This window comes from Marinomonas sp. TI.3.20 (assembly GCF_038155025.1).
GTDB lineage: Bacteria > Pseudomonadota > Gammaproteobacteria > Pseudomonadales > Marinomonadaceae > Marinomonas > Marinomonas flavescens.
The window spans coordinates 255763-281168 of record NZ_JBAKAS010000003.1; the positions used below are offsets into that span (position 1 = coordinate 255763).

24 protein-coding genes are annotated in these 25406 nt (G+C 42.5%); 16 read left to right on the forward strand and 8 right to left on the reverse strand.

Features of this window, described 5'->3' with window-relative positions; translation table 11 throughout:
- Window positions 1-4: 4 nt before the first annotated feature.
- Window positions 5-583: an anthranilate synthase component II gene (locus tag V6259_RS05395; protein ID WP_133012680.1), complete on the reverse strand. Its 579-nt coding sequence runs from the start codon at window positions 581-583 to the stop codon at window positions 5-7.
- A gap of 340 nt (window positions 584-923) precedes the next feature.
- Here V6259_RS05395 and V6259_RS05400 point away from each other — a divergent pair, with 340 nt between their 5' ends.
- Window positions 924-2255, forward strand: a complete 1332-nt coding sequence (locus tag V6259_RS05400; RefSeq protein WP_133012679.1) for a magnesium transporter — start codon at window positions 924-926, stop codon at window positions 2253-2255.
- 52 nt (window positions 2256-2307) lie between these two features.
- Window positions 2308-3414 carry a mechanosensitive ion channel family protein gene (locus V6259_RS05405; RefSeq protein WP_341583629.1) on the forward strand — a complete coding sequence of 369 codons (1107 nt, stop codon included), beginning with the start codon at window positions 2308-2310 and terminating at the stop codon, window positions 3412-3414.
- Window positions 3415-3537: 123 nt separating this feature from the next.
- Here V6259_RS05405 and V6259_RS05410 read toward each other — a convergent pair whose 3' ends face one another.
- Together V6259_RS05410 and rpe are read right to left on the reverse strand one after the other, a co-directional pair.
- Window positions 3538-4218 (reverse strand): phosphoglycolate phosphatase, encoded by a 681-nt coding sequence (locus tag V6259_RS05410; RefSeq protein ID WP_341583631.1) that lies wholly within the window; start codon window positions 4216-4218, stop codon window positions 3538-3540.
- The gene (rpe, locus tag V6259_RS05415) at window positions 4218-4889 is read right to left on the reverse strand and encodes a ribulose-phosphate 3-epimerase (RefSeq protein WP_341583632.1); all 672 of its coding nucleotides are present in this window, start codon (window positions 4887-4889) and stop codon (window positions 4218-4220) included. The genes V6259_RS05410 and rpe overlap by 1 nt, the downstream gene beginning before the upstream one ends.
- An 84-nt stretch (window positions 4890-4973) precedes the next feature.
- Here rpe and V6259_RS05420 point away from each other — a divergent pair, with 84 nt between their 5' ends.
- Window positions 4974-5972, forward strand: coding sequence for a DUF3530 family protein (locus tag V6259_RS05420; protein WP_341583633.1), 999 nt, complete (start codon window positions 4974-4976; stop codon window positions 5970-5972).
- A 26-nt stretch (window positions 5973-5998) separates the two neighbouring features.
- Here V6259_RS05420 and djlA read toward each other — a convergent pair whose 3' ends face one another.
- The gene (gene djlA / locus V6259_RS05425; RefSeq protein ID WP_133012674.1) at window positions 5999-6790 is read right to left on the reverse strand and encodes a co-chaperone DjlA; all 792 of its coding nucleotides are present in this window, start codon (window positions 6788-6790) and stop codon (window positions 5999-6001) included.
- Window positions 6791-6918: 128 nt separating this feature from the next.
- Between djlA and V6259_RS05430 the strand changes: the two genes are divergently transcribed.
- Genes V6259_RS05430 through V6259_RS05465 form a run of 8 tightly spaced genes read left to right on the forward strand, consistent with a single transcriptional unit; the run spans window position 6919 to window position 14895 of the window.
- On the forward strand, window positions 6919-9171 hold the full coding sequence (locus V6259_RS05430) for an LPS-assembly protein LptD (RefSeq protein WP_341583634.1): 2253 nt from the start codon (window positions 6919-6921) through the stop codon (window positions 9169-9171).
- Complete coding sequence (locus tag V6259_RS05435) at window positions 9171-10427, forward strand: peptidylprolyl isomerase (protein WP_341583635.1); 1257 nt, start codon at window positions 9171-9173, stop codon at window positions 10425-10427. The genes V6259_RS05430 and V6259_RS05435 overlap by 1 nt, the downstream gene beginning before the upstream one ends.
- 11 nt (window positions 10428-10438) lie before the next feature.
- Window positions 10439-11455, forward strand: coding sequence for a 4-hydroxythreonine-4-phosphate dehydrogenase PdxA (pdxA, locus tag V6259_RS05440; RefSeq protein WP_341583685.1), 1017 nt, complete (start codon window positions 10439-10441; stop codon window positions 11453-11455).
- Window positions 11455-12252, forward strand: coding sequence for a 16S rRNA (adenine(1518)-N(6)/adenine(1519)-N(6))-dimethyltransferase RsmA (gene rsmA, locus V6259_RS05445; protein WP_133012671.1), 798 nt, complete (start codon window positions 11455-11457; stop codon window positions 12250-12252). The genes pdxA and rsmA overlap by 1 nt, the downstream gene beginning before the upstream one ends.
- Window positions 12253-12627 carry a Co2+/Mg2+ efflux protein ApaG gene (apaG, locus tag V6259_RS05450; protein WP_133012670.1) on the forward strand — a complete coding sequence of 125 codons (375 nt, stop codon included), beginning with the start codon at window positions 12253-12255 and terminating at the stop codon, window positions 12625-12627.
- Between the two features lie 9 nt (window positions 12628-12636).
- A complete protein-coding gene (locus V6259_RS05455) occupies window positions 12637-13464 on the forward strand; it encodes a symmetrical bis(5'-nucleosyl)-tetraphosphatase (protein WP_341583636.1) in 828 nt (275 codons plus the stop codon).
- Window positions 13461-13781, forward strand: coding sequence for a thiosulfate sulfurtransferase GlpE (glpE, locus tag V6259_RS05460; protein WP_341583637.1), 321 nt, complete (start codon window positions 13461-13463; stop codon window positions 13779-13781). The genes V6259_RS05455 and glpE overlap by 4 nt, the downstream gene beginning before the upstream one ends.
- A gap of 7 nt (window positions 13782-13788) precedes the next feature.
- Complete coding sequence (locus V6259_RS05465) at window positions 13789-14895, forward strand: tRNA nucleotidyltransferase (protein WP_341583638.1); 1107 nt, start codon at window positions 13789-13791, stop codon at window positions 14893-14895.
- On the opposite strand, the gene folB is transcribed toward V6259_RS05465, so the two are convergent.
- Both folB and tsaD read right to left on the reverse strand, forming a co-directional pair.
- Window positions 14889-15254, reverse strand: coding sequence for a dihydroneopterin aldolase (gene folB, locus V6259_RS05470; protein ID WP_133012666.1), 366 nt, complete (start codon window positions 15252-15254; stop codon window positions 14889-14891). The two genes, V6259_RS05465 and folB, sit on opposite strands and share 7 nt — an antisense overlap.
- 2 nt (window positions 15255-15256) lie before the next feature.
- On the reverse strand, window positions 15257-16294 hold the full coding sequence (gene tsaD, locus V6259_RS05475; protein WP_341583639.1) for a tRNA (adenosine(37)-N6)-threonylcarbamoyltransferase complex transferase subunit TsaD: 1038 nt from the start codon (window positions 16292-16294) through the stop codon (window positions 15257-15259).
- A gap of 382 nt (window positions 16295-16676) precedes the next feature.
- Here tsaD and rpsU point away from each other — a divergent pair, with 382 nt between their 5' ends.
- From rpsU to V6259_RS05500, 5 genes are all read left to right on the forward strand, one after another.
- Window positions 16677-16892: a 30S ribosomal protein S21 gene (gene rpsU, locus V6259_RS05480; RefSeq protein ID WP_009835737.1), complete on the forward strand. Its 216-nt coding sequence runs from the start codon at window positions 16677-16679 to the stop codon at window positions 16890-16892.
- A gap of 144 nt (window positions 16893-17036) precedes the next feature.
- Window positions 17037-17483: a GatB/YqeY domain-containing protein gene (locus V6259_RS05485; protein WP_341583641.1), complete on the forward strand. Its 447-nt coding sequence runs from the start codon at window positions 17037-17039 to the stop codon at window positions 17481-17483.
- 4 nt (window positions 17484-17487) lie between these two features.
- Window positions 17488-19470 carry a DNA primase gene (dnaG, locus tag V6259_RS05490; RefSeq protein ID WP_341583642.1) on the forward strand — a complete coding sequence of 661 codons (1983 nt, stop codon included), beginning with the start codon at window positions 17488-17490 and terminating at the stop codon, window positions 19468-19470.
- 113 nt (window positions 19471-19583) lie between these two features.
- Window positions 19584-21425, forward strand: coding sequence for an RNA polymerase sigma factor RpoD (rpoD, locus tag V6259_RS05495; protein ID WP_341583643.1), 1842 nt, complete (start codon window positions 19584-19586; stop codon window positions 21423-21425).
- Window positions 21426-21785: 360 nt separating this feature from the next.
- Window positions 21786-23192, forward strand: coding sequence for a PhoH family protein (locus V6259_RS05500; protein WP_341583645.1), 1407 nt, complete (start codon window positions 21786-21788; stop codon window positions 23190-23192).
- Between the two features lie 89 nt (window positions 23193-23281).
- On the opposite strand, the gene V6259_RS05505 is transcribed toward V6259_RS05500, so the two are convergent.
- Window positions 23282-23908, reverse strand: a complete 627-nt coding sequence (locus tag V6259_RS05505) for a bifunctional 4-hydroxy-2-oxoglutarate aldolase/2-dehydro-3-deoxy-phosphogluconate aldolase (RefSeq protein WP_133012660.1) — start codon at window positions 23906-23908, stop codon at window positions 23282-23284.
- A gap of 18 nt (window positions 23909-23926) precedes the next feature.
- A complete protein-coding gene (zwf, locus tag V6259_RS05510) occupies window positions 23927-25402 on the reverse strand; it encodes a glucose-6-phosphate dehydrogenase (protein ID WP_133012659.1) in 1476 nt (491 codons plus the stop codon).
- Between the last annotated feature and the right edge of the window lie 4 nt (window positions 25403-25406).

Below are 25406 nucleotides of genomic sequence, written 5' to 3' on the forward strand. Positions count from 1 at the left end.
TCTCCTATCGCGTCAAAAAATTTGCTAACAAGGCATGTCCCGCCTCAGTTAAAATAGATTCGGGGTGAAATTGCACCCCTTCTATGGGTAAGGACCTATGTCGCATCCCCATAATTTCATCTCGTTTACCATCTTGGCTCTTTGTCCAAGCTGTCACTTCAAAACAATCCGGCAATGTCGCTTCAGCAACAACGAGAGAATGATAACGAGTCGCTCGATGAGGGTTTGGCACCCCTTGAAACACAGACGTCTCATTATGATAAATAAGAGAGGTTTTTCCATGCATGACATTTTTAGCACGAATTACATCCCCACCAAAGACTTGCCCAATACTTTGATGACCTAAGCAAATACCTAGAATAGGAATTCTTCCTGCAAATACGCGAATCGCATCCATTGAAATACCAGCCTCATTGGGTGTGCAAGGGCCGGGAGAAATAACCAAATGAGAAGGCGCAAGTCGCTCAATGTCCTCAATGGTGATTTTATCATTTCGATAGACGCTAACGTCTGCGCCTAATTCGCGAAAATATTGCACCAAGTTATAAGTAAAAGAGTCGTAGTTATCGATCATTAGCAGCATATTATGTCTAACTCTTTGATACTCATATAATTATTAATCGATAGTAAATACAACGCATCCTCGTTAACGCCCACCTCACTTAAAGGTACACGAGAAGCAACAGACAAGGGACGATTTTAAAGGATTTAAGTAACGAAGACTAATACCTTTGATTGGTTTTGAACCTATTGCTTATTTATACAAATAAAAACGTAATACCATGTTATGAAAAGTAAAGATTACTTTATTTTTTGATCAAAAACATCGTAAAAACAAAGCCTTGTTTGAAACTGTTACCATTATACTTCAAACTAACAACTCGCCACTATTCTCTCTATTTTTCGGTTGTAAAGGATATCCTGTGCATAGCCAAGTTGCAGACCTTATTGAAGCGTTAATTCAAGATGAACACTCTTCTGAGTCCATCAGCAAAGCCATGTCCGAATTGACTCCTGACGATGTCGCTCTTGCATTAGAATCAATCCCTCTCGTACAACGAACAAAAGCTTGGCAAAACATCAAACAAGCCAATCGTCTCGATATTTTGGTTGAAATGCGTGGCGAATCTAGGCGACTTTTATTAAAAGAACTCGATGAGTCTGATATAGAAGCCTTGTTTGCCGATGTAGAGGCAGAAGATCTGCTGGAAATAGCCGATTCATTACCAGATAAAATGGTTGATCTCGCTCTTAACCAAATGGATCACAAGCAACGTGAATATTACCAAAAAGGCATTATCTACGATGATGATTTAGTTGGTCGCTGGATGGATCACGAGCTATTAATTACGTCGCAAAGCATTCGCGCATCGGAAGCGTTACGCCTGCTTAAAAAAAACACACCGAGCTACACAGACATGATCTATCTGGTAAATCGTACCGGACGATGGGTTGGTTGTGTAAAATTCGACGCACTGTTTAAAGTTCAAGACCACGATCCCATTTCTAGCCTAATCGATGAGGATTGCCCTTTTATTTTGGCGACGACAGAACTCACTAAAGCAGCGGAACAACTTGAGAGGGCGGAACTATCTGCTCTTCCGGTCGTTGATGAAAATCACATTTTACTAGGCCGTTTTCATGCTGGCCTAGCCCTAGAGAGTCTTCGCTTAGCGAATGAAACTCAACAAATGTCAACAGCAGGTTTAAATGAAGAATCCGACTTATTTGCGCCGGTAAAACGCAGTGCGGCAACTCGAGGAATTTGGCTTGGCATCAACCTTTTAACGGCCTTTCTTGCTTCTTCTTTCATAGGCCTTTTTGAAGCAACATTACAGCAAGTTGTTGCCTTGGCCGTATTGATGCCCATTGTCGCTTCTATGGGAGGGATAGCAGGCAGTCAAACTCTGACTCTTATTGTACGCGGCTTAGCACTCGGACAAATCACCCGCAGCAACCTAAAATCTTTACTCAAAAAAGAGTTAAAAGTAGGGATTTTAAACGGCATTTTATGGGCTATTGTTATCGGAGTTGTCACCCTATGGTGGTTTGACAGCCCCATGCTAGGCGCCGTAATTGCAATGGCGATTATTGTCAATATCATTATGGCGGCCTTCTCTGGCGTCATTATTCCAGTAATATTAGACAAACTAAAAATAGACCCAGCTTTATCTGGCTCTGTTATTTTAACGACAGTCACTGACATTGCAGGCTTTGTTGCCTTTTTGGGATTAGGCACCCTCTTTCTTCTTTAAACGATTTACTCTGATTTTTTTAGCAAAACACTAAAAAAGGAAAAGACACATAATGACCTGGGAAACGATACAAACATACTTAGGATTAGGTGATTCAAAAATGCACTGGGTAGTACGTGTATTTTTGACTGTACTACTGACACTCTTTATCAACTTCATCGTAATGAAAGTATTAGAGCGTATTAATCATCAGCTGGATAAAACAAAAACACCTTGGGACAACATACTTATTGAAGCCGCCCAAAAACCCATTGGTATGTTTATTTGGTTAATTGGCATTACGATTGCGGCTGAAATTTCAGGAACAGAACTGGATCCTAAATTCATATCGTTAGTTAATGTTATTCGTGAAGTTGGCGTCATTGTCCTACTTGTTTGGTTCGTCCTTAGATGCATTAAAGAAGCCGAAAGAACACTAACTACATCTGAAAAAATAAAGACTAAGGTAGATTATACGACCGCCAGTGCAATCAGTAAGCTGCTAAGAGTGTCTGTCATTATCACTGCGTTGCTCGTTATTCTTCAAACCTTGGGCTACAGTATTTCCGGAGTTTTAGCGTTTGGCGGTGTAGGTGGCATTGCTGTGGGTTTTGCTGCTAAAGATCTATTGGCCAACTTTTTCGGCGGCTTGGTTGTCTATTTAGACAGACCGTTTGTGGTCGGCGACTGGATTCGTTCTCCAGACAAAAATATCGAAGGAACAGTAGAAAACATCGGCTGGCGTCAGACTCGAATTAGAACCTTCGACAAGCGTCCTTTATATGTCCCAAACTCTACCTTTTCAATAATTTCTGTCGAAAATCCTTCACGGATGAGCCACCGTCGAATCAATGAGACAATCGGTGTTCGTTATGATGACTTTAGCAAACTTCCCGACATAATTGCCGAAGTGAAAAACATGATTGCAGCCCATGAAGACTTAGATACGGATCAAACTTACATGGTGAATTTCACCCAGTTTGGCCCTTCTTCATTAGACTTTTTTATCTATACTTTCACCAAAACGGTCGACTGGGGAACCTTCCATAACGTCAAGCAAGACGTACTATTCAAGATTATGACTATTATCGAATCGCATGGCGCTGAAGTGGCCTTCCCAACTCACACTGTCCACATGGCACCCGACAGCCAAATTCAATTAAATAGTAGAAAGACATAATTCAACAGCGATAGAAAAAGGGAATTTAACCGTGTCCTTTTAACGTAATAACAAAGCCTATTGTCTCGCCCTAAATACATTAACGATTTTAAGGCGAGACAAATAATGGCCCACTCATAATGACTAAATCAATAACTCGGCTAAATCATCCATCACAGCATCGGCACCAAGAGACAGTAGATCCACCCCTTGATTGTAACCGTAGGTCACAAGAGCACATTTAAAGCCCGCGTTATTCGCGGCACGAAAATCTGTGATTGAATCACCGATCATCAAGCATTTTTCTGGTTCAGCTTCAATCGCCTCACTGCAGTGCAACAACGGAAGAGCAGACGGCTTCCTCTCTTCAAGAGTATCAGCCCCTAAAAACCAACCAAAGTGTTCGGTAATCTCAAAATAATCTAAAATAGGTTTAATAAAAACACTTGGCTTATTGGTAATCAAAGCAACAGGAACGCCTTGGTGTTTAAAGGCTTTTAACAACTCTTTTACATTAGGGTACAGCGTCGTTCTATCAGAGAGGTGTTCAAAGTAATATTTCAAGAAGGTTCGATAGCACTCTTCGTGTTTATTTGGGTCAATATTTGCCCACGCCATTGCCTGTTCAATCAACTTAGCTGAACCAAAACCAACCCAGCTCCGCACCAACACTTCACCCGCTAATGGAGCACCCTGCTCAGCAAGAAAAGCATCCACTGATAACGCGATATCTGGAACGCTATCCACCAAGGTGCCGTCTAAATCGAAACAAACGAGTTCAGGCCAACCATCAAACCATTTTTTAAAATGTCGTGGTGTTTTCATTAACGCACACTCGCTAATTCTTGGCGCATCATGTCAATCACCGCTTTATAGTCTTTTTTACCAAAGATAGCCGAGCCCGCAACAAAAGTGTCCGCTCCGGCTCTCGCTACATCAGCGATATTTTTCTCACTGACACCACCATCAACTTCTAAGCGAATATTACGGCCAGTAGAATCAATCAATTCTCTTGCTTCACGTAATTTATCAAGGGTTTTTGGAATAAAAGTTTGCCCACCAAAGCCAGGGTTCACAGACATTAGCAACACCATGTCGATCTTATCTAAGACATATTTCAAATGATGCAGTGTTGTCGCAGGGTTAAAAACCAAACCAGCTCGACACCCACCATCCTTTATCATCTGCAACGATCTATCTATGTGCTCACTCGCTTCAGGGTGAAAAGTAATACTTGTTGCACCCGCATCAATAAACTCGCTTATCATACGATCTACTGGCTTTACCATAAGGTGAACATCAATATCTGCTGTCACACCATGTTTACGTAATGCTTTACAGACCATAGGCCCTATCGTTAGATTAGGGACATAGTGATTATCCATGACATCGAAGTGAATCATGTCGGCTCCCGCTTCCAAGACCTTATCGACTTCTTCCCCTAATCGGGCAAAATCCGCAGAAAGAATCGAAGGGGCGATAATAAAATCATTCATATCTGGCTCCAGCAGTGACAAAATAGAAAATATCGTGGTATTTCGTCCATTTTAACAAGGCACACTTAATAAGTATTGGTAACAATGAAGAAAAATAACGGACCATTTATTAATACCATTATCTTCGGCTTTGCGCTGTTAATGTCACCGCACGCCATCTCTGCCGATGACGAAGTAGCGCCCACACAAGCCGCGAACACAACGCCGAGTGCACCGTCCACGACAGAAAACAAAGCTGCCGAAAAACAAAACAACAAACGAGTTATCCCAACACCTCAAAAAGCACGTTTACAAGCGTTAGAAACAAACTTAAAACAAAACCACCTAGATTATCAAATCAAGATTCTTCAAGCAGAAGGATCCGATTTCCTAACCCTGCATAGGAAGGCATTAACGGGGGATCAACAAGGTTGCGCTATCCTTCTTCACTCTGATAATGAACACCCTAACTGGCCAACAGTCATTTCTCCTTTACGAAATGCACTTCCAAAATACAGTTGGTGCACTCTGTCGATTGAAATTCCTGATATTACAAAACGCGCTAAAGCGGTAGAAACACACTCAGCCAATAGCACAGCACCGACACAAACAGAGCCATTGCTGCCCAATCAAAACGTCGTTTTTGCTCGCATACAAGCCACGATTTCAAGCGCTAAAGCTGAAGGTAATAAACAATTTGTTTTTATCGGTTACGGCACTGGCGCTGCTTACGCAATGCATTTTCTCGCACAGAATAAAACGATGGGAGACGCTCTCATCTTAATTGACATAAAATCTCCACGCACAGTCAGTGACTATTTTTTAGCGCAAGATCTCTCGTTAATAGAACAACCGGTATTAGATACTTATTTTGACCGCTCTGCTGAAGCCCATCGATTTTCTGTGTGGCGTAAACAAGCCGCCAATCAACGTAAAGGCGATACAGGGGAATTTATTCAACTAGATACCACTGGAAGCGGAGCGGAGAGTAAACAACAAAACATTCAACTAGTTCGTGGGTTCTTAAAACAAAATACCACTCAAATTGATCAACTAAAATCTCTCCCTGAATATAAAAAAGGGCTTTTCTATAAAAGCCCTTAATCATAACGCGACGAAAAACACTCTTTTTATTTACGAGATTTTTTGATCATCTCATACGCCGACTGTATTTCTTGAGTACGCTCTTTTGCGTGCTCAATCATTTCATCTGGCAAACCTTTTGCACTAAGTTTATCAGGGTGATGTTGGCTCATTAATTTACGGTACGCTTTCTTAATATCACCATCACTCATATCAGAACTCACGCCAAGCGCATCGTATGCCGCTTTCAACAGGTCCTTTGAATCCGCACTGTTAGGAGATGACTGATACCCTTGTCTAAAATGTGCCTGTTGTTTAATTTGCACATGAAGACTTTCAAACTCGGCAACAGAAACACCCAAGTAAGCACAAACTTGTGAAACTAAAGATTTCTCTTCAACGCTGAAGTGGCCATCGGCATAAGCAGATACCAATAGTATTTCAAGCAAAGTGCGCGTTAAATCTCCGGGCCCCACTACCTCTTTAAACTGACTTAATACAGTAACAAGATCGAAATTAGCCGACTTACCTTCATTAAATAACTGGCGCGCTTGTTGCTGAGCCGCTGGCGAAAGACGCAATCGCTGCATGACCGCTTCAGCTAATTGGATCTCTGCAGCCGATACTTGGCCATCAGACTTGGCTAAACGCCCCATTAATAAAAATAATGTACGGAAAAAAGTTTCCTGTTGTTGACGTACATTTGCGCGCCCACGTAAACCGACAAAAGCACCACCACGCTGCGCATTATCTAGCATAGAGCCGATAAATAAGCCTAGTAGTCCTCCCCAGAACCCCATCAAGATGGTGCCTAAAATTGCACCAATCAACTTCCACATAAAGATATTTCTCCAGAATCGGTAGCCCGTAGTGGCCTGCTTAGATTATCATTTGTCTCACACAAGGACCCAACTAGGGGCAGAGTCCAATTTGGGACAATCATCATTTGGCGACAAGTATACCCTGCATGGTTAAGCATTCACGCATTTACGCTTTAATTTTTCAAAGTCTTTTCATCATACCTTTGGCTCATGCGAATCAATGGGATTGGGTTCCGAGAGAATCTTTACCTGCCGATCAGCAAGCTCAACTTGGACGATACTGCCGTGGGTCTTATATAGATCAGTGGAAAAGCCCTAATTCACAAGATACCAACCTCAAGGCAGATCTAATTTATCGAGACAAAGAAGGTGTCGTTCACCTCAATGGAGCCGCTGAAATTATTCAACCTAACTCTACTTTACAAGCAGATAAGATTGAAGGCGTTCCTGACAAGTATTATAAAACTGATGGCAATGTTGTTCTAAGACAAAAAAGTCAAATGATTCGTGGTTCCAGTGGCTACCTCTCAAGCACTGATGATTCACCTACAGAGTTTGTAGACGCGAAATTTGTCAGCCTAGATACCGGCGCTCGTGGTGCTGCCAAATCGTTACTTCGCAGTAAAAACGGCATTATCTTCATTCATCAAGGGTACTACACGACTTGTGAGCCAACAGAAGAAAGCTGGCAACTTTATGGTACCGCTATTGAGCTTAATCCTAGCGAAGGTTTTGGTACCGCTGAAAATGTCCAAATCCGCATTCATGATGTGCCTGTTTTTTACTTTCCTTGGCTAAGATTCCCGTTAAATAACGCTCGCCAAACTGGTTTTCTATTCCCTAGCTTTGGCCTATCTGGCAGCAAGGGATTAAGTGTTTCCGCGCCTTTCTATTGGAATATTGCTCCTAATTACGATGCAACAATCACCCCCAATTACGTCCAACAAGAAGGGGCAGGCTTTGACCTTGAGCTTAGACATTTAGGTAAATATGGCCAAACAACCTACGAACAATCTACCTTTGATGATAATGCTGAAGGTGAGCAAACGCTGAGAAAACTAAAAACAGATCAGCAACTGAATAAATATTTCTCCACTGGATTGTTATTAGAAGACAATCCAACTGAAGACAAATTTCCTGATACCAATACTACGTCTTTAGGCGAACAAGATAATTATGAAAGGAGCGGATACCTTTCTTTTAATAATGGAAATTTTAGCAGTACAGCAAAAGTTCGGCGCTATCAAACACCAGACCCTTCAAACGACAAACCTTTTGATTGGTTACCTCGCCTTGATGCCTCTTATCGCTATGCGACTGATCTTATAGATTACAGTATAGAAGGCCAATACACTGACTTTTACGATCCTGACGAAAATGATTTTGATGGTCAGCGTACTGTGGCTAACCAGGATATAAAACTCAATTTAAGTAACGCGTGGGGCAGCTTTACTCCTGGTATTTTACTGCAAAATCGTCAGTACTCTATTCATAAATACACCACAAACTCAGATTACGATACAAGCCTGAACCATGTATCTACATACTTTGATTCAAGTGCTACCTTTGAACGCAGCATCTTGAACAATGACAAAACATGGCGTCAGACACTGACTCCAAAATTAAGCTTCCTAAACTCACCTTATGAAGATCAAAGCCTTATTCCTGATTTTGATGCCAGCACACCGGTACTAAACTATTCGCAGGCATTCAGTCATGAGAGGTTAAGCGGCAATGATCGCGTCGGTGATACACAACAGTTTACCTTAGGGATTGAAAGTCGTTTATATGATGAGAACAACAACGAACGCTGGGCCTTTAAACTGGGACAAATCCAATACCTAAAAGATCGTTTCGTTTCTGTCAGTGGTACCACTAGCAGCAACACCCCAATAGCAGATTCAAGCACAAGCCCATTACTGGCATCCGTAACCTACACAGGTAGCGATCGATTCAGCCTAACGGCTAATGCTAACTATGACATAGGGGATGGTAATTCGACCCTTACTCAAGTTATTGTAAAATTGAAACCAGTTGACGAAGTTAAGATTGATTTAAGTTATCTTTATACCATTGATAACGAAGATTCTGATGACGACGCCAACCAGACAAATATCGGAACTATATTCCCACTTAATCAAAACTGGTCAATGTTTTTACAACACACCTATGACTTTATGGGAAATAGAACCACGAAAGAAGTCGCAGGCTTAGGCTACGAAAACTGCTGTCTAAAAGTCTCTGCAAGCTATCAACGCTGGCTTAATGACGACAGCGTCTTTGAAAACGGCTTCTTCCTACAATTTAGTTTACGCAGCTTAAGCAGTGTTGGTGCTAAAGATAATAGTACTTCTAGCATCGCTGACGATTATTGGAACAAAGGGAAAACTGGATACTAATGATGAAAATCTTTTCTTTAATATTAAGCTTGGCTCTATTTATAGCGCCTTTTCAAAGCCTACAAGCAGCACCTCAAAAACTGGACGGCATTGCTGCTATCGTTGACTCTCAACCTATTTTAGACAGCGATATTCAAGCGCGATTTAATGTTGTGAAAAGTCGAATTCCAGGTGGTCAAATGACACCTAATATTCACCGTCAAATATTAAACCAACTTATTGATGAAACCCTAGAAGCCAATTATGCCCGCAGTGTTGGTATGCAAATTTCTAGCGACACGGTTGATAAAGCAATTCTAGGCGTTGCTCAACGAATGAATCTTGATCTTAATGGACTAAAGCAAGTTCTTGCTAAACAAGGTGTCGATTACAGTCGCTATCGTGATCAGATTGAAAAAGAAATCCTCATTAGTAACATTAAAAAAGAAATCATTAACAAACGAATTTCTATTAGTCAGCAAGAAATTAATGACTACTTAAGTTCTGATACCAGCTTGAGTAAGGACAAAGATGAAGTCCATTTAAGACATCTTCTGATTCGCTCTAGCAACCCTGATGAAGCTAAAGCCAAAATTGAAGCCATCGCTAAAAAAATCCATAGCGAAGATGACTTTATAAACCAAGCCATTGCCAATTCAGATGGCCAATTCGCTATTGAAGGCGGGGATTTAGGCTGGCGCCCATTAAATCAACTTCCTCCACTATTTGTTAGAGCACTTGATGATAGCAAGACAGGCGCCCTAGTAGGCCCGATACAGAGTAATGCTGGTTTTCACTTACTATGGTTAATTGCTAAACGTTCACCGTCTACAACGATCCAACAGCAAACCAAAGCTCGACATATTTTAGTTCGACCAAACGAAATTCGAGATATGCAACAAACCAAAGCGCTCGCTGAAAATATCTATCAGCAACTAAAGAAAGGCGCAAACTTTGGTGATTTAGCAAGAAAATACAGTGAAGATCAAGGCTCTACTTTACAAGGTGGAGAGCTAGGTTGGACATCACCTGGAACCATGGTTCCAGAATTTGAAAAAGTGATGGATGAAACACCGATAGGCGGCTTCAGCCAACCATTCCAAACGAAATTTGGCTGGCACATCGTTGAAGTAGAAGGCCGTCGCAAAGCAGATATTAGTAAAAAGGTTCAAGATGCTAAAGCCGAGCAAGCCTTAGTGGCACAGAAAAAAGACGTGGTACTAAGTAACTGGTTAGGCGAATTGAAAGCGGATGCTTTTATCGATATAAAGGAATAAGTACGTAGATGATGCAACAAGACGAGAAGAAAGAAATGCCTATTATTGCCATTACCTCCGGTGAACCTGCCGGCATTGGCCCTGATATTATCCTCAGCGCATTGATGACTACATCATTCGATGCTCGTCTTGTTGTTCTCGCAGACCCGACACTACTGAAAGCAAGAGCAAAGTGCTTAAATCTTGAGCCTACTCTGATAACAATCGATTCTCCCGAACAAGTAATAGCACATCAGAAAGGGGCGATTTACATACTTCCCGTTGAATTAAACAAGCCAAGCCAGGCGGGATTTCTTGATGTTACCAATGCGCCCTATGTTCTAAAAACACTAGAAATCGCAGGACAAGGTTGCCTAGAGGGAAGATTTGACGCCGTCGTTACCCCACCCGTTCATAAAGGCATCTTGTGCGAAACCGGAACACATTTCTCTGGACATACTGAGTTTTTTCAACACCTCTGCCACTCTAAACACGTTGTTATGATGCTCGCCACTGATGCAATGAAGGTCGCATTAGCCACCACACATTTGCCATTAAAGAATGTCTCAGAAGCCATTACCGACGAAACCCTAACGCTGGTCATTCATGCTCTTAATCACGACCTTAAGACAAAATTTGGTATCGAGTCTCCCAGCATTCTCGTCTGCGGCTTAAACCCGCATGCTGGTGAAGATGGACATCTAGGCATGGAAGAAATAGATGTCATCATCCCAACGCTCTCGCGATTAAGAAATGAAGGCCTAAATTTAATTGGTCCATTACCTGCTGACACTCTTTTCACACCTAAATACTTAGATCAAGCTGACTGCGTTTTAGCTATGTATCACGATCAAGGCTTACCTGTGTTAAAATACTCAGGATTTGGTAATGCCGTAAATATTACGTTAGGCTTACCCATTATTCGAACCTCGGTGGATCATGGCACAGCCATTGATTTAGCAGGAACAGGCGCAGCCAATGACGGCAGTTTAAAAGTCGCCATTCAACACGCCATCAATATGGCCAATAACGCGAAAAAACATTCCTAATGAGCAAACCACAATCCCATAAAGCACGTAAACGCTTCGGCCAGAACTTCTTACACGACCACGGTGTGATCCGTCGTATTGTTGCTTGTATTGGCCCTAGAAAAGGCCAAAAAATTGTTGAAATTGGCCCCGGTAAAGGTGCCTTAACAGAAGGCATTATCAGCGTTACCGAACGCATGGACGTTGTCGAGCTAGACCGCGACCTAATCCCTATACTAAAAGTAAATTTGTTTCGATTTCCTGAATTGACCGTTCATGAAGCAGACGCAATGAAATTCGATTTTGCTTCACTTGCGACAGAACAACGAATTCGTGTCGTTGGTAATTTACCTTATAACATTTCAACACCGCTTATTTTCCATTTACTAAGCCAAGCAAGCGCAATTGAAGACATGCACTTCATGCTACAAAAAGAAGTAGTAGATCGCCTAGCCGCTCGCCCTGGTGACAGTTTATATGGCCGCTTAAGCGTCATGGCACAATATTACTGCGATGTGGAATCACTCTTTATTGTTGGCCCAGAATCCTTTGATCCAGCACCAAAAGTAGACTCTGCCATTGTTCGAATGACACCCCATAAAATCCTTCCGTTTCCTGTCGTAGACATTAAAACACTTGAGGATACGGTCAGAATTGGCTTCCATCAACGTCGAAAAACGTTACGTAATAACTATAAAGGCGTATTGGATAACGAAGATTTTGAGTTGCTAGAAATAGACCCTAGCCTGCGCCCAGAAAGATTAGATGTTGCAGACTTTGTACGCATTGCTAACCTCGTTCATAACAAGGAAGCCTAGATGTTAAAGCACGATGTTGCCATCTCAGTGCAAACAGAATATCTAGCACAGCAATCAACCCCCTCTGAATCCAGGTTTGTATTCGCTTATCACATTACCATCACAAACTGTGGCACCGAGTCCGCAAAGCTTGAATCCAGACATTGGGTAATTACCAATGGCAACGAAAAAGTTCAGGAAATCAAAGGTAGCGGCGTAGTGGGAGAATACCCTCACCTAGCCGCTGGCGAGTCATTTCAATACACCAGCGGAACGGTTATGGATACCGTTGTTGGCTGCATGCATGGCAGCTATCGTTTTATCGCGGATGATGGCACTGAGTTCGATGCGCCAGTTCGTCCATTCACTCTGTCTGTTCCAAATAAGGTACACTGAGGTTTTATTATGGCAACGTATGCCATTGGCGACTTACAAGGCTGTTTGACGCCTCTCTTTGATTTACTTGAAAAAATCAACTATAAACAAAATCAAGACCAACTATGGTTTGCCGGCGATCTCATTAATCGCGGCCCTGAATCGCTTGAAACATTGCGTTTCATAAAGTCACTTGGTGATAACGCCAAAGTCATTCTTGGCAATCACGATCTCCACTTAATCGCGGTAGCACACGGCCATAGCACGCTAAAACGAAACGACACCCTATTTAATATTCTGACAGCGAGTGATCGAGACGAGTTAATTTCATGGTTAAAACAACAACCACTTTGCCACTATGATGCGTCATTAAATACCATAATGACACATGCGGGCATACCGCCTTGTTGGACACTCACGCAGACTCAAAGACTAGCCAAAGAAGTAGAAAATCAACTTAATGGGGATCACATAGATGACTTCCTCGCCGTTATGTATGGTAACAAACCCAGATTATGGGACGAAAATTTAGTAGGTATGGATAGACTCAGAGCCATTACTAATTATTTAACACGAATGCGCTTTTGTGATGAAAACAGTAAGCTTGATCTTAAAAGTAAAGAAGGTCCCGCGACCGCGCAGAAAGGTTACGCTCCATGGTTTACCTACCCCAACAAACTACCTGAAGATTGCCATATTGTGTTCGGCCATTGGGCGGCGCTAGAAGGCATTACAAATATAGACAGAATACATGCTTTAGACACTGGCTGTGTCTGGGGCGGGAGCTTAACAGCCCTTCGCTTAGAAGATAAACAAAGCTTTAGTACCCCTTGTTCAACAAATCGGAAAACAATATGACCTATACCTGCATTGACGTCTCTGACGCGCTTCCAATCATAGAAAACGATGCTCTCATTGTGGATATCCGCGACGCAACTAGCTATCAAAATAGCCACATTATTAATGCGGTTAGCCTCGACAATGACAATGTACAAACCTTCATCGAAACCAGTAATAAATCTCGTCCAATCATTGTTTGCTGTTATCACGGCAATAGCAGTAAAGGGGCAGCTGAATACCTTGCAGCCCAAGGCTTTAGTGAAGTGTACTCACTAAACGGCGGCTATAGCCAATGGAGCGCAATGTTTCCAGAACAATGCGAATTAGGTAGTTAATTAAAACATGGCTCAGTATCAGGTATATCTAGTTGGTGGCGCAGTTCGAGATAAATTACTTGGGCTAGACGTTAAAGATCGTGATTGGGTCGTGACTGGCGCAACCCCTGAGGAGCTAGAAAAGCAAGGCTATCAACAAGTTGGCAAACAATTCCCTGTTTTCTTGCACCCAAGAAACAAAGAAGAATACGCGCTGGCACGCAAAGAGAAAAAACAAGGTCAAGGCTACACAGGCTTCATATGTGACTTCTCACCAGATATCACATTAGAAGAGGATTTAGAGCGCCGCGATCTCACCATCAACGCCATTGCCCAAGATACAGACGGAAAACTAATCGACCCTTTCCATGGTCAAGAAGACATTAAAAAACGCCTTTTTCGACATGTTTCTAGTGCTTTTATCGAAGACCCATTGCGAGTATTGCGCATCGCACGTTTTGCCGCACGCTTTGCCGACTTTGACTTTAATATTGCCCCAGAAACACTCAGCTTAATGCAGACGATCAGCTTATCAGGAGAGCTTTCTAGCCTAAGTCCTGAGCGCGTATGGAAAGAACTAGAAAAGTCGCTTTCAACCCCTAATGCTTATGTATTTTTTGATGTTCTTGAAAAAGCAAACGCATTAGATGCCTTGTTTCCAGGTTTTGTTTGGCAACCCAGCCAGCGTATTCGATGCCAACTAGAAGAAGCCCATTTAACCGCACCACAACGGTGGTCGTTACTGTGCCAACACACTCAAATAAGCGCATTAGAAAGCCTGCAAAAACAACTAAAATGCCCAAATCAATTCAAAGTGTTAGCAGAGCAAGTTCGCCATTTTAGAGAAAATCAAAAAATCCCAATGCCTGCCGAGCAATGGGAAAGCTGGCTAACCAGTGTCAGCGCCATAAAAAAACCTCAACCATACCAACGTCTGATTGAGGTTTTAAGCCTACTAACGAATACTCACCAAGATCAATGGCTAGATTTGCGCAACAGCATCGCCAAAATAAATGCAGCAAGTTTAATGAAACAAGGGTTTAGTGGCGCTGAGCTTGGCCTAGCACTCAAAGCAACCAGAATAACCACACTAAATGAACAAGCTAACTCTTTTATCGAGCATACCGATCAGTAAGCGCTTACTTTTTTTCTCGCTATTTTAACGCCAACAGCCTTCGCCGCTTTTACCGCACCCGGTTTACGTAACGTCATAACCAACGCATTCATCTGAAAAGTTTTAATCAGCTCATCACTCAAATGCTCAGCTAAGGTTTCAATTAGCTCAAAACGGCGTTCAGCACAAAATGCGATAATGAAATTTGAAATAGCCTCATAATCAAGCGTTTTAGATAAATCATCGGCTTGTGCAGGATCTCGGTTGTCATGCTCCATTTCAAGATCGAACACCAACTCTTGCTCAATGGTTTTTTCCCAATCATATACACCGATAACAGCCTTAACATTCAGACCTTCAATAAAAACGATATCATTCATAACTAGCACTCCTCAATAGGGGGCAATTCAGATAATGGCCATCTAGCTCTTATAGAAAGATCAAGCGGAGAAGACTGCCCATTGGCCAAACGTTGCGCACCAGCGTAAGCAATCATGGCCCCATTATCTGTACAAAACTCAGGGCGAGCATAGAAAACACTCGCTTTAACTTTTTTAAGTTGTGATTCCAGCTGTTCTCTTAAGCGCTGATTTGCGCTCACACCGCCGGCAATAATTAATTGTTTCAAGCCTTCCGCTTCAAGTGCACGACGACACTTAATAACTAAGGTATCGACCACGGCCACTTCAAATGACAAAGCTGCATCTGCTTTAAATTGCTCATCACAACGGTCGTCATCTAACGCACTATGAATAGCGGTTAAAAACGCCGTTTTCAAACCACTAAAACTAAAATCCAACCCCGGACGATCGGTCATAGGCCGTGGGAATTTAAGCCCACTATTAGGATTTCCTTGCTTCGCCAACGCTGCGATTTGAGGGCCGCCAGGATAAGGTAGGCCAATCATTTTAGCCGCTTTATCAAAGGCCTCCCCCGCCGCATCATCTAAAGATTGACCAAGTAGACGGTACTTACCTATGCCATCGACTCGAACCAATTGTGTGTGCCCACCTGAGACAAGCAGAGCAATAAAAGGCATAGAAGGTTGGCTTTCTTCCAACATTGGCGCTAACAAGTGCCCCTCCATGTGATGCACGCCTAGTGCTGGAATATTCAGTGCAAAAGCCAAAGAACGTCCAATCGTCGCCCCAGCCATCAATGCACCGACCAAACCTGGACCGCTGGTATAAGCGATAGCATCCAACTCTTTTTTCGTCATGCCTGCTTCAAGCAATACCTCATCGATCAATGGTAAGGTTTTACGCACATGATCACGAGACGCCAATTCAGGCACCACACCACCGTATTCCGCATGCTGCGCAATTTGAGAGTAAATTTTATGAGCTAATAAACCACTCTCTGTGTCATAAATAGCAATGCCAGTCTCATCACAGGACGTTTCTAAACCCAGTACTTTCATCTACACCATCTCATTAATCTGTTTGTCCATATTGTAACTCATCTAGTCTGACGGCGGCAGACTGTAAAACAGATTAGACAGGCGCAGTCAAAACATTTACAATACGCGCGTTTTCAATGTTTAAATTAAAAGGCAGGTGATTTTTCTCGTTTGGCACATAGCTTCAAAGCAAGCAATATGGCGGACCAAACACAACTCTTGGTAAAAAATTAACAGTTACAGACGCGACATCAGTCTGCTCAGAGTTAGAAAAATCGATCATCTTGATGGATGGTCTGCTCTGTTCAACAAAAGCGCGCTTTGAAAGCCCATTAAATACGGGTATGATTCACGCCGTTTTTGTGAATACTTAAACTTAAAAAACATTATTAAAGGTAAAAACATGCCAGCAGTAAAAGTAAAAGATAACGAACCATTTGACATCGCTCTACGTCGCTTCAAGCGCTCTTGTGAAAAAGCAGGTGTTTTGGCAGAAGTTCGTCGTCGTGAATGCTACGAAAAACCAACAACTCTTCGCAAACGTGCTGCAGCAGCAGCTGTAAAACGTCACGCTAAGAAAGTTTCTCGTGAGCAGAAAAAATTCCAACGTTTGTACTAGGCCTCTATGCCGTTTGGCAATTTGCTTAAAACAAATGTTTACCTAGACGCTTCTTGCATTTAGGTTTATAAAAAAACGGCTAGTTAACAAACTAGCCGTTTTTTTTGCGTATATATTTGCCTACTAGAAAGTAAAGAGGAACTCATGTCAGCATTAAAAAAATTCATATCAGAAACCATTAAAGATGCCATGCGCGCTAAAGATAAACTGCGCGTCACAACCATCCGAACTATTCTTTCTGAGTGTAAAAAAATTGAAATTGACGAACGTATCGAGCTAGACGATGCTCGAGTCCTAGCCGTTCTAGATAAAATGAACAAGCAGCGTAAAGATTCTCACCAACAGTTTTTAGCAGCTGGCCGCGAAGATCTAGCTGAAATAGAGCATAACGAAATAAAAATCATCAGTGAGTTTTTACCTGCTCCACTAACTGACGACGAAGTTGGTGAAATAGTAAAAGCAGCTATCGCAGAAACTGGCGCTAGCTCAATGCAGCAAATGGGCGCAGTAATGGCCATTGTAAAACCGCAAGTGCAAGGCCGCGCAGACATGGCAACCATTAGTAAACAAGTAAAAGCACAACTAGGTTAATTCTATGGCGGGACGCATACCAGATCAGTTTATTGACGAGTTACTCGCTCGAACCGACTTAACCGATGTCGTTGCGTCCCGTATTAGCCTAAAAAAAACAGGGCAAAATTACAGCGCCCTCTGCCCTTTTCATAACGAGAAAAGCCCTTCATTTAGCCTCAATCCAAATAAACAATTTTATTATTGCTTTGGCTGTGGAGCAGGCGGCAACGCCATTTCCTTCGTAATGGAACACGACCACCTAGATTTTGTTGATGCCATTGAAATGCTAGCCAAAGATGCTGGCATGGAAGTACCACGAGATCAAGGTGCCCCAGATCGCTATGAGCAAAATGCCGAACTCCTTAAGCGCCTTTCTGAAAGCTCGCAATTCTACCAAGAGCAGCTAACTCAGAGCACGGAAAAGAAAAAGGCGACAGACTACCTATCAAAAGACAGAGGACTATCAGGGCAAATAGCCAAAATATTTGGCTTAGGTTTTGCCCCTCCTGGATGGGACAACTTACTTAAACGCATCGGAACTCGAGCCGAAAGCCAAGAGCAACTTCTCCACGGCGGCATGCTAATCGAGAAAAAAGATCAACCAGGTCACTATTATGACCGCTTTCGTGATCGCATTATTTTTCCCATTCGAGACTCTCGAGGCCGCGTCATTGCATTCGGTGGACGAGCTTTTGGCGACGAGAAACCGAAATATTTAAACTCCCCAGAAACCCCTGTTTTTCAAAAAAGCCAAGAACTCTATGGGCTTTTTGAGGCGAAACAAAATACCCCCATACTCGATCAAATCATCGTTGTAGAAGGCTATATGGACGTTATCGTCCTTGCTCAGCATGGTATCACCAATGCCGTTGCGACCCTAGGTACCTCCGTTAATAGCCAACATATCCGCAAACTTTTTAAGTTAGTTAGCAAAGTAGTGCTCTGCTTTGATGGCGATAAAGCCGGACGTGCCGCAGCAATACGAGGCCTAGAAGCCGCCTTACCGGTCATGCAGGATGAAAAACAAATTCGCTTTCTTTTTTTACCCGAAGGTGAAGACCCTGATTCACTAGTAAGAAAAGAAGGCAAAGAAGCATTTAACAACCGGCTTACCGATGCGTCCTCACTTTCTCATGTACTTTTTGATCATGCGAGAAATCAAGTGACTCTGGGTGACGAAGAAGGTGAAGCACAATTCACACGCAATGCCATGGGTCTAATCCAACAAATACCCAAAGAATTAACCTTTCGCTCCGTACTCATTCGCCAACTTAGCGAACAATCTGGTATCGACAGCGAGACCTTAAGCAATACAAGCATAAAAACTAGGCCCCACAGTGCAGCGTACTCCAACACCACTCCAGTCAACACAAACAATACAAATGCGTCAGCTCTTGAATCTTATAGCTACGATACCGACACTCCAGATTTAAGCCATTATGATATGGCTCCACCATTCAATGAATATGATGGATACCAACATTCTGAACCCCAAACAGACTATGGCAGCGAAAGAAAATCCACATTTAAGAAACCCTTTAAAAAAGGTAAGTTTCAAAAAGATGAACCTAACCTGCCACCTGCACCACCTAGCCTAAACAGCCTATCTAAGGCCTCCCTATGTCTTTTATTACACCCTCACATTGCTAAAGAAATCGACATCCCAGATCCCATTGTGAATAGAGCAGAAGGCGACTTACAGGTGTTATGCAAGATCTGGCGCTATTTCTACAAACAGCCAAGTAAAAATATTGGACACTTCTTAATTGACTTAAATGACCCCGCAATATCATCGGCTATTTATCGCCTGCTCAACCATAAAGATGCCCCTATTCAGCTCAAATTACCTCACCCGCAACAAGAGGTAATTGATGTTATTACCAAGCTTGAAAAAAATCTTGGCATGGAGTCCTTGAAAAACACGACAAGTGATTCCATAAATACAGAACAAGACAAGCAAGATTGGCGAAATCGAATAGAGCAAATACGACGTAAAAAGTCGTAACTATTACCCAAAATTCGTTCAAAAAAAGACGAATATCTGGATAAAAGCGATTGATTTTGTTATAATCCGCTGCTTGAAAACTCCCAAACGAATTTCTAACGATAGGTTGTCGAATGCCAGACACTCAACAGTCACGTCTCAAAGAGCTGATCGCTAAAGGTAAAGAACAAGGTTACTTAACCTTTGCAGAAGTAAACGATCACCTTCCTGATGACCTTTCTGACCCAGAGCAAGTAGAAGAAATCATCGCCATGATCAATGACATGGGGATCACTGTTTCGGAAGTTGCTCCAGATAAAGATAGCCTTCTGATGGAAGAAGGCGATTCGACCGATGAAGCCGCCGCTGAAGAAGCTGCGGCAGCATTGGCCGCTGTAGAAGGCGATGTCACTCGCACTACAGATCCTGTCCGAATGTATATGCGCGAAATGGGAACAGTTGAACTACTGACCCGCGCAGGTGAAATCGCCATAGCAAAACGTATCGAAGAAGGTACGCGCGAAGTCATGTCTGCAATTTCTTATTTCCCTGGTGCTGTCGATGTATTACTCGACACCTACGCCAGAGTGAAAGAAGAAGAAGGACGTTTAAGTGATATCTTTAGCGGCTTTATTGATGGGGATGGCGAAGAGCCTGTCTTCGAAGAATTACTCGAAGAAGCACCTGTCGAAGAAGAAAAAGATAACGCTGATGATGATTCTGATGATGACTCTGACGACGAGGAAGAAGAAGAAACGGATAACGGCCCAGATCCAGAAGAAACGGCGCTTCGTTTTAACGACATCTCTCGCATTTATGAAGAATTAAAAGTATTGCTTGAAACTCGCGACAGACATGATCCTGTTGTACAAAGCAAGCAAGAAGAACTCAGCATTAGTTTTGCGCCAATCAAACTGGTTCCAAAAATATTCGATGAGTTGGTTAATCGCGTTCGATCTCGCATGGATAAAGTACGCGATCAAGAACGATTAATTATGCAAGTGTGTGTCCGTAAAGCCGGCATGCCTCGAACTGAGTTCTTGAAACGCTTCCCAAGTAATGAAACCAACCCTACTTGGTTACAAGAGCAAATTGACTCAGGTGCAGGATACGCTGCAGGTCTTGAAGAAAACGAAGCTGAATTTATGCGCAGCCAGCGTAAACTTCGTACTGTTTCAAAAGAAACAGGCCTAACGATTGCTCAGCTAAAAGAAATCAATCGCCGTATTTCTATCGGTGAAACTCGCTCTCGCCGTGCCAAGAAAGAAATGGTAGAAGCCAATCTACGCTTGGTTATCTCGATTGCGAAAAAATACACGAACCGTGGTTTACAATTCTTGGACCTTATCCAAGAAGGCAACATTGGCTTAATGAAAGCCGTTGATAAGTTCGAATATCGTCGTGGCTATAAGTTCTCTACTTATGCGACATGGTGGATTCGACAAGCAATCACGCGCTCAATTGCTGACCAAGCACGAACTATTCGTATTCCAGTACACATGATCGAAACCATTAATAAACTGAATCGCATCTCTCGTCAGATGCTTCAGGAAATGGGTCGAGAGGCCACACCAGAAGAGCTTGCTGCTCGCATGGATATGCCAGAAGACAAGATCCGTAAAGTGTTAAAAATTGCGAAAGAACCTATTTCAATGGAAACACCAATAGGTGATGATGAAGATTCTCATCTAGGTGATTTCATTCAAGATGATGGCGCAGAGTCACCAATTGATACAGCAACAATCGAAGGGTTACGTGAATCTACCACCATGGTACTAGCAGGCTTAACCGCTCGCGAAGCCAAGGTATTACGTATGCGCTTCGGTATCGATATGAACACTGACCACACCCTTGAAGAAGTTGGTAAGCAATTTGATGTAACTCGTGAACGAATTCGTCAAATTGAAGCAAAAGCATTACGTAAACTTCGTCACCCTAGCCGTTCAGAGCACCTAAGAAGCTTCTTAGACGAATAATTCATTGTTCTAAATTTTGCTATTAAAAGGCTATTGATCTTATCAATAGCCTTTTTTTATCTTCAATTAATCATAAGAAAAGAAAGCATCTTCTATCAAGCTGTCATAAACTAAAAATATAATCGAGCAAAAGACAGTGAGATTCAGCTTGAATAAACTTTATCGTGATAACAGACACGACAATTTTCTGAACGTTTTTCAGCAAGAAAAACGCTCAACAAAACCTCAACCAAGTGCCTCTAATACAAGCACTCGACATTTTTTACGCCTAAATATTTTTTCAAACCCACCAATCAAACACGTACTTTCTAACCAATCAAAACTTCATAACAATTTTTTTGTTCCAAGGAGTAATGCTGTATGGAAAAAATTTACGTTCTAGATACCAATGTACTGCTTCACGACCCTTTAGCAATTTATGCATTTGCAGAGCATAAAGTTGTTATCCCTATGACAGTTCTAGAAGAACTAGACGTCATAAAAGATAGACGTGATAAGGATGTCAGCAGAGAAGCACGACTCGCTATTAATATTATTGATAAGATGGTGGGTGATGCCTCACCTAAAGAACTACAAAGTGGCGTCCCTATCAAACAAGCGAATCACGCAGGAGACGACGTTTCTGATAAAACCACCGAAGGCTCACTCGCGGTTTTTCCAGATCAGCAAATCACCCACACCGACAACGTTCCCTTTCTTAATGGAAACCATGATCACGCTAATGACAATAGAATAATAAATGTTGCCCTAAGCTTACAAGCAACCAGCCCAAGGGCCGCAGTCTGTCTTGTTACCAAAGACATCAACATGAGAATTAAAGCCAAAGGATCAGGTCTAGAGCGTGTTGAAGACTATAGAAAAGACAAAGTGCTTGATGATGTCGACCTAATGAGCAAAGGCTATATTCAATTTCCCAATAGCTTCTGGTCTACCGTTAACAACGTACGAACCGAATCTCATGGACTTCATACAATTCATTTAATTGAAAAATCCAGTATGCCAACCCTTTATCTCAATATGTTTATCATTGACGATGAAGACTTCGTCGGCTTTGTCGTCAACATTGATAAAGACTTCCTCTATATCTTAGACATCAACAAACAAAGTATCATGCACCAAAGCTTTTGGGGGATTAAACCTCGCAACTTAGAGCAAGCCATGGCTTTTTATCTACTACGCCATGACAATTCAGATCTAATGATCATGACTGGCCCGGCCGGATCAGGTAAAACATTACTAGCGCTTGCTTACGGCCTACAAGTCACGATGGAGGAAAAACGCTTTAATAAAATAATTGTGGCCCGCTCAACACCTCCGATGGCGGAAGATATTGGGTTCTTACCAGGTACCGAAGAAGAAAAAATGGCACCATGGCTTGCCGCTTTTGATGATAACCTAGAAATTTTACACGGCGCAGATGAGCATGCCTTTAGCAGCATTGATTACGTCAAACAAAAAGCCAATATCCAGTTTAAATCTCTTAACTTTATGCGCGGACGCTCTTTTAATAATGCACTAATCATTATTGATGAAGCTCAAGGCTTAACCCAGTTTCAATTAAAGTCGATTGTTACTAGAGTAGGCAGCAATTCTAAAATCATTGTCCTAGGTAATCTTGCACAAATCGACAACAAATACATCAACCCACTAACATCGGGATTAACCTACCTTGTTGAAAAATGTAAGTCCTTTAAATACGCTAGCGTTATGCACGTTAATGGCATAGAGCGAAGCCGATTGGCAGAGTTTGCCGAAGAAAATCTTTAAACTTGCACTTCATGAAAAATCCTAAGCGATAAAAAAAGGGAAGGCTAATCGCCTTCCCTTTTCTACACTTTCTACTTACAAAACGCTGCCTACTGACTAACCGATTTAGCTAATTCAGTAATTTCTGCCCATTTACCCGCTTTTACTAAATCTGCTGGAACAATCCAAGAACCTCCAACACAAAGCACATTTGGTAAAGCAAGGTATTCACGGAAATTATTTGCACCGATACCACCCGTTGGGCAAAATTTAATTTGCGACAAAGGTCCGCCGAATGCTTTCAGCGCTTTCACACCACCATTCACTTCTGCTGGGAAAAACTTGAAGTGGTCATAGCCATACTCCATACCCAAAAGAATATCTGAAATAGTCGCTACAGCAGGTAAGTAAGGAACATCATATTCTTTACCTACTGCTAGTAAATCAGCCGTCATACCTGGGCTGATTATAAATTGCGAACCAGCCTCAACCGCTTGAATATACTGTGCACGTGAGCACACAGTACCAGCTCCAACAATGGCCTCAGGCACTTCTTTTCGCAACGCAGTGATCGCTTCAAGAGCAACAGGAGTACGCAAAGTCACTTCTAAAACCGGAACGCCACCTGCAACCAAAGCCTTACCAAGCGCAACGGCTTGCTCTACACTGTCTACTACAATAACAGGCACTACTGGTGTCGCTGTCATAACCTCAGCTGAAGTTAATGAAGTCGTCATAATCTATTCCTTCTAAACTTAATAGTCGTGCCAGTTACGGCCATCTTTAATCGGTAATGCCATAGAAGCCGCAGGGCCCCAAGAACCTGAAGCGTATTCTTTTGGACGCTCACTGGTTTGGTTCCACGCTGACATAATGCCATCAACCCACTTCCAAGCGGCTTCCACTTCGTCATAGCGCATAAACAATGTCGCATCATTACGCATTACATCTAAAAGCAAACGCTCATACGCCTCTGGGCTACGTTTATTATGAAAGGCTTCAGTCAAACTTAAGTTCAAATCAACGGGCTGAAGGTTCATCCCTTCACTCGCGCCAGGCACTTTATTCATGACCGTCAAAGATATTTTTTCTTCTGGCTGAAGACGAATAATAAGCTCGTTGCGTTGCAGCTGACGATTACTTTCATCACTAAAAATACTGTGCGGTACCGTTTTATATTGAATAACAATTTCAGAATAACGCTGACCAAGGCGCTTACCCGTTCTTAGGTAGAAAGGTACGCCAGCCCAACGCCAATTATCAATATCGGCACGTAGAGCAACAAAAGTTTCCGTACGAGATTCTGGGTTACTTCCTTCTTCATCAAAGTAACCAGTTACCTCTTTACCATTCACAACACCTTTAGCGTATTGGCCACGAACGGTTTTCGTGTAAGCATTTGCTCCCTCAATAGGACGCAATGCCTTCAATACTTTAATTTTTTCATCACGAACAGAATCCGCATCCATTCGTCCTGGAGGCTCCATAGCCACAAGGCACAACAACTGGATAATATGGTTTTGTACCATATCTCGCATCGCACCAGCGTCATCGTAATATCCCCAACGCCCTTCGACACCAACCGTTTCAGACACAGTGATTTGCACGTTATCTATGTGCGCACTATCCCAAAGCGGTTCGAATAAGGTATTGCCAAAACGAATCGCCAACAGGTTCTGTACTGTTTCTTTGCCAAGATAATGGTCAATACGGAACACCTGTTGCTCCGTGAAGTTTTCCATTACTTCGTTGTTGATGGCTCTAGATGAGGCTAGATCACGCCCTAAAGGCTTTTCTAACACAACACGCATACGCTCTTTATTTAAACCATGCGTTGCCAATGAGGAACAAATAGAACCGAATAAACTAGGAGATGTTGCCAAATAGAAAACAACATCACGGTCATCACCACCTACTTTATCGTCATTTAAACGCGAGAAGTCAGATTCTTTCTGCGCATCGACAGACACATAACTTAAACGCGTTTTAAATTGAGACCAGGTCTTATCATCGCCCACGCTTGTAGGAACAAACTCGTCCAGCGCTCCGCGTACTTTATCTTGATAATCTTCTGCACTCATTTCTCGTCGAGAGGCGCCAATAATGCGTGTTGTTGGTGCTAACAATCCATCCATTTCAAGATGGTACAACGCGGGTAACAACTTGCGCATAGCAAGATCACCACCGCCACCGAAGATCACTACATCACAGGCTTTCAAACTTGCCTTCATATTC